This window comes from Streptomyces sp. NPDC002044, from assembly GCF_040296725.1.
Classification (GTDB): domain Bacteria; phylum Actinomycetota; class Actinomycetes; order Streptomycetales; family Streptomycetaceae; genus Streptomyces; species Streptomyces antarcticus.
In genome coordinates this window covers 1-4,966 of record NZ_JBEOXU010000257.1, presented here as the reverse complement: position 1 = coordinate 4,966, position 4,966 = coordinate 1, and the positions used below count along the sequence as shown (strand labels likewise).

4 protein-coding genes are annotated in these 4,966 nt (G+C 72.3%); 3 read left to right on the top strand and 1 reads right to left on the bottom strand.

Features of this window, described 5'->3' with window-relative positions; translation table 11 throughout:
- Together ABT106_RS31015 and ABT106_RS31010 are read left to right on the top strand one after the other, a co-directional pair.
- Positions 1–1,784: xanthine dehydrogenase family protein molybdopterin-binding subunit (locus ABT106_RS31015; protein ID WP_351284143.1), on the top strand; the 1,784-nt coding region annotated here is incomplete at its 5' end.
- Between the two features lie 21 nt (positions 1,785–1,805).
- Positions 1,806–2,261 carry a (2Fe-2S)-binding protein gene (locus ABT106_RS31010; RefSeq protein ID WP_351284141.1) on the top strand — a complete coding sequence of 152 codons (456 nt, stop codon included), beginning with the start codon at positions 1,806–1,808 and terminating at the stop codon, positions 2,259–2,261.
- 90 nt (positions 2,262–2,351) lie between these two features.
- On the opposite strand, the gene ABT106_RS31005 is transcribed toward ABT106_RS31010, so the two are convergent.
- The gene (locus ABT106_RS31005) at positions 2,352–2,765 is read right to left on the bottom strand and encodes an SHOCT domain-containing protein (protein WP_267726241.1); all 414 of its coding nucleotides are present in this window, start codon (positions 2,763–2,765) and stop codon (positions 2,352–2,354) included.
- 137 nt (positions 2,766–2,902) lie between these two features.
- On the opposite strand from ABT106_RS31005, the gene ABT106_RS31000 reads away from it, so the two are divergent.
- On the top strand, positions 2,903–4,846 hold the full coding sequence (locus ABT106_RS31000) for an APC family permease (protein WP_351284137.1): 1,944 nt from the start codon (positions 2,903–2,905) through the stop codon (positions 4,844–4,846).
- The last annotated feature ends 120 nt before the right edge of the window (positions 4,847–4,966 follow it).

Here is a 4,966-nt window from a genome sequence, read left to right as displayed (position 1 = left end):
CCTCAGGGGGCCGCGTCCCCCGCGCGGCGTCCGCGGTCCGGCGGCCCCGGCCGGGGCGCGGGGCCCCGGCGGGGCGCGGCCCCCCCCCCGCCCCCGACGGGCGCACCGCCGGCTACGGCTCCCTCGCCGCGGACGCCGCCGACCCCGGCCTGACCGTGGTCGGCGCCACCCCGAAGAAGACCGCCCGGCACACCCTGGTCGGCCGCCCCGCCAACCGGGTCGACGCCCGCGCCATGGTCACCGGCGCCCTCCGCTACACCCTCGACCTCGACGTGCCCGGTGCCAAGCCCTGCGTGCTGCGCCGCCCGCCGACCCTCGGCGGCGCGGTCCGCGCCGTCGCCAACCTCGCCGCCGTCAAGGCCATGCCCGGCGTCCTGCACGTGGTGACCGTGCCGACCGGGGTCGCCGTCGTCGCGGACACCTTCGGCCAGGCCCTCGACGCGAAGGCCGCGCTCCAGGTCACCTGGGGGCCGGGCCCCGCCGACGCGCTCTCCGACGCGCAGGTCCGCACGAAGCTTCGCGCCGCCACCCCGCCGCTGCTGGTGCCGCCGCTGCTCACCCCGTACGTGGACGCCGAGTTCGACTTCGCCTTCGTCAGCCACGCCCCGATGGAGACCAACTCCGCCATCGCCGACGTCCGGGAGGACCGTGCCGAGATCTGGTCCGGGCTCAAGTCCCCGATCGTGGCCCGGCAGACCATCGCCGCCGACCTCGGACTGCCGGTGGACAAGGTCGACGTCCACGTGGTGCAGGCCGGCGGATCCTTCGGCCGGCGGCTCTTCTTCGACGCGGCCCTGGAGGCGGCCCGGGTCTCGAAGGCGTGCCGCCGCCCCGTCAAGCTGATGTGGACCCGGGTCGACGACACCCGGCACGGCCGGATGCGCCCCGCGACGCACCACAGGATCCGCGCCACCCACCTGCTGGGCGAGGTGCTGAGCTTCGAGCACCGGGTGGCCGCCGTCGAGACCGACTTCCGGCACGGGCTCGGCGAGATCATCACCGCCACCGCGGCGAACCTGCCGCTCGGCATCGGCAACGCCACCCTCGCCCAGACGCTGTTCCTGACCACGGTGAAGTCCCCGTACCACTTCGGGCTCACCACCCAGGCGCTGACCGAGGTGCCCATGGGCATCCCGACCGCCTCCTGGCGCTCGGTGTACTCCGCCAACACCCGCGGCGCCGAGGAGATCATGGTCGACGAACTGGCCGCCGCCACCGGCAGGGACCCGTACCGTTTCCGACGGGCCTTCCTGAAGAACGACGCCCAGCGGGCCGTCCTGGACAAGGTGGCGGCGGAGGGCGGGTGGGGGCGGCCGATGGGGGCGGGCCGTGCCCAGGGCATCGCCTTCCACGAGGAGTACAAGTCACGCACCGCCTGCCTGGTGGAGATCGACACCCGCGATCCGGAGCACGTGCGCGTCACCAAGGCGGTCATCGCGGTGGACGTGGGCCTGCCCGTCAATCCGCGCGGGCTGGAGGCCCAGATGACCGGCGGCCTCACCGACGCCATCTCCACCACCCTGCGCGCCGGGCTGCACCTGGACAGGGGGCTCCCGCTGGAGGGCAGTTACAGCCAGTTCCACTGGGCGCAGCAGCGCGACACCCCGCTGGACGTACGGGTCTTCGTGCTGCCGGCCACCGGCGAGGAGCCGGGCGGCGCGGGCGAACTCGGGGTACCGGCCGCGGTCGGCGCCATCGCCAACGCGTGGGCCCGGGCCACCGGTTCGAAGCCGCGCAGTTTCCCTCTCGACTTCGACGTCGACTTCACCCCCTACCCCCGCTAGCCGGAAGCCAGGAGTTGCGCCGTGCCCTCGCACACCTTCACCGTCAACGGGCGGAGCGTCACCGTGGACGCGCCCGACGACCTGCCCCTGCTGTGGGTGCTCCGCGACATGCTGGGCGTCAACGGCCCCAAGTACGGCTGCGGCGTGGACGTCTGCAAGGCGTGCACCAGCCACCTGGACGGCGTGGACGTCCGCCCGTGCGTCGTGCCCGTCTCGGCCTGCGCCGGGAGGACGGTGACCACGATCGAGGGGCTGGCGGACGGGGACGACCTGCACCCCGTGCAGGAGGCCTGGCTCGAACAGGACGTCGCCCAGTGCGGTTTCTGCCAGCCCGGACAGATCATGGCGGCCGTCGCGCTGCTGAAGCGCACCGGCGCCCCGACCGACGCGGACATCGACGCCATCGCCAACATCTGCCGCTGCGGTACGTACTTCCGCATCCGGGAGGCCATCCGCAGCGCGGCGGCCCGCATGTGAGCGGGTCCGCCGCGACGTGCGCGGGCCCGGGCCGGAGCGGTGGCTGCCGCTCCGGCCCGGGCCCGCGAGATCAGCCCGGGAGCTGTGGAGTCAGCCCAGGAGCTTCTGCTTGGCCTTCTGGAACTCTTCCTCGCTCAGGTCGCCCTTCGCCTTCAGCTCGGAGAGTCTGACCAGGTCGTCCGCCCCGGCCCGGCCGGGATCCTTGGCGGTCTCCCGGATGTAGGAGTTGAACGCGTCCTGGCGTTCCTGTGCGTGCTGGATCTCGCGCTTGCCCATGTTCTTGCCCCGGGCGATGACGTACACCAGTACGCCGAGGAACGGGATGAGGATCAGGAACAGGAGCCACAGAGCTTTGAGCCACCCGCTCATCTCGTGATCGCGGAACACGTCCACGATGACGCGGAAGAGCAGGATCAGCCACATGACCCACAGGAAGATCCACATCACGGTCCAGAACGCGCCCAGCACCGGGTAGTCGTAGGCCAAGTAGACGGATCGGTCCATGGCCGTCCTCCTTCCGTACCTGATCACCATCGCAGTGCCCCTTCAAGATCGCCACTGGCCGCGTCCGGGGCGGGTTCGCGGCATGACACAGGCGACAGAACGCCGTGAACCGGTATCAAATGGACGATCATCCTCGGATGAGGCGTATCCATGCGAAACGCGTGCTGGTCGGGGAGCCCCTCGACACCGCGCGCCTGGGCGAGACCCTGCTGCCCAAACGGCTCGCCCTGCCGATCTTCTGCAGCGACCCGCTCTCCTCCGTGGCCTACGCCACCGAGGAGATCCTGCTGATCCTCGCCCTCGGCGGCGTCGCGCTGCTCCACCTCACCTGGTACGCGGCCGCCGCCATCGTGTTCCTCCTCGTGGTGGTCATCGCCTCCTACCGGCAGACCTGCCACGCGTACCCGGGCGGCGGCGGGGCGTACGTCGTCAGCGCGGAGAACCTCGGGCCCACCGCCGCCCTGACCGCCGCGAGCGCGCTGCTCGTCGACTACGTGATGACCGTCGCCGTGTCCGTCGTCTCCGGCGTCGCCGCCATCACCTCCGCGATCCCGGCGCTGAACGACCACGAGGTGGTGCTCTCGGTCTCCTTCGTCGCCCTGCTGACCCTGATGAACCTGCGCGGCGTCCGCGAGTCGGGACGGGTGTTCGCCATCCCCACCTACGGGTTCGTCCTGGTCATCTACGTCATGTTCGCCTTCGCGGCCGTCCGGCTGGCGACCGGCGAGACCATCCGCGCCGAATCCGCAGACCTGCCCATCACCGCGGAGGGCACCTACACCGGACTGGCCCTGGTCTTCCTCGCGATGCGCGCCTTCGCCTCCGGCTGTACCGCCCTGACCGGCGTCGAGGCGATCAGCAACGGCGTACCCGCCTTCCAGAAGCCCAAGGCCGGGAACGCGGCGGCCACCCTCGCCGTGATGGGCGCGCTCTCCGTCACGATGTTCGTCGGCATCACCGTCCTCGCCATGTCCTACGAGGTGCACGTCGCCGCGGACCCGACCGAACTGGGACTGGCGCCCGGCACCCCCACCTCCACCGCCCTCGCCCAGATCGGCCGGGCGACCTTCGGGAGCTGGCACTTCCTCTTCTACCTGCTCCAGGCCGTCACCGCGGGCGTGCTGATCCTCGCCGCGAACACCGCCTTCAACGGCTTCCCGATGCTCGCCTCGATCCTGGCCAGGGACCGCTACGCGCCCCGCCAGCTCTTCAACCGCGGCGACCGGCTCGTCTACTCCAACGGCGTCGTGCTCCTCGCACTCGCCGCCATCGCGCTCATCGTCGCCTTCGACGCCGAACTGACCCGCCTCATCCAGCTGTACATCATCGGCGTCTTCGTCTCCTTCACCCTCTCCCAGTCGGGCATGGTCCGGCACTGGCGCAAGGAGCTGGCCTCACCCGCCACCCCGCGCGAGGAACGCGTCCACATCCACCGCCGCCTCGCCATCAACGCGGTGGGTGCCGTGATGACCGGGCTGGTCCTCGTCATCGTGCTCCTCACCAAGTTCACGCACGGCGCCTGGCTGGTCGTCATCGCCATGCCGCTGCTCTTCCTCGGCATGAAGGGCGTGCGCCGCCACTACGACCAGGTCGCCCGGCAGGTCGCCGTCGCGCCCGACGCCAGACCGCGCAGGCCCGCCCGCCACCACGTCCTGGTGCTGGTCGCCTCCATGCAGGCCCCGACGCTCAACGCCCTCGGCTACGCGCAGGGCCTGCGCCCCGACACCCTGACGGCGGTCACCGTGGCGGCCGACGAGGAGGACGCGGCCCGGCTCCGCGAGGCATGGGCCGCGCACGACCCCGGGATCACCCTGACGATCCTCCACTCGCCGTACCGCGAAGTGGTGGGCCCGGTCCTGGCGTACGTACAGGAACTGGCCGCCGACGACGCCACGGGCGTGCTGTCGGTGGTGATCCCGGAGTACGTGGTGGGCCACTGGTGGGAGCAGCCCCTGCACAACCAGAACGCCCTGCGGCTCAAGGCGCGGCTGCTGTTCACGCCGGGCGTCGCGGTCATCGACGTGCCGTACCTGTCGGAGTCCGCCAGACCGGCGCGGGAGCAGGTGCGCGACGGGGACTGAACGCGGCCCGGAGGCCGCGTGCCTCAGGGGGCCGCGTCCCCCGCGCGGCGTCCGCGGTCCGGCGGCCCCGGCCGGGGCGCGGGGCCCCGGCGGGGCGCGGCCCCCCCCCCGCCGGCGCGC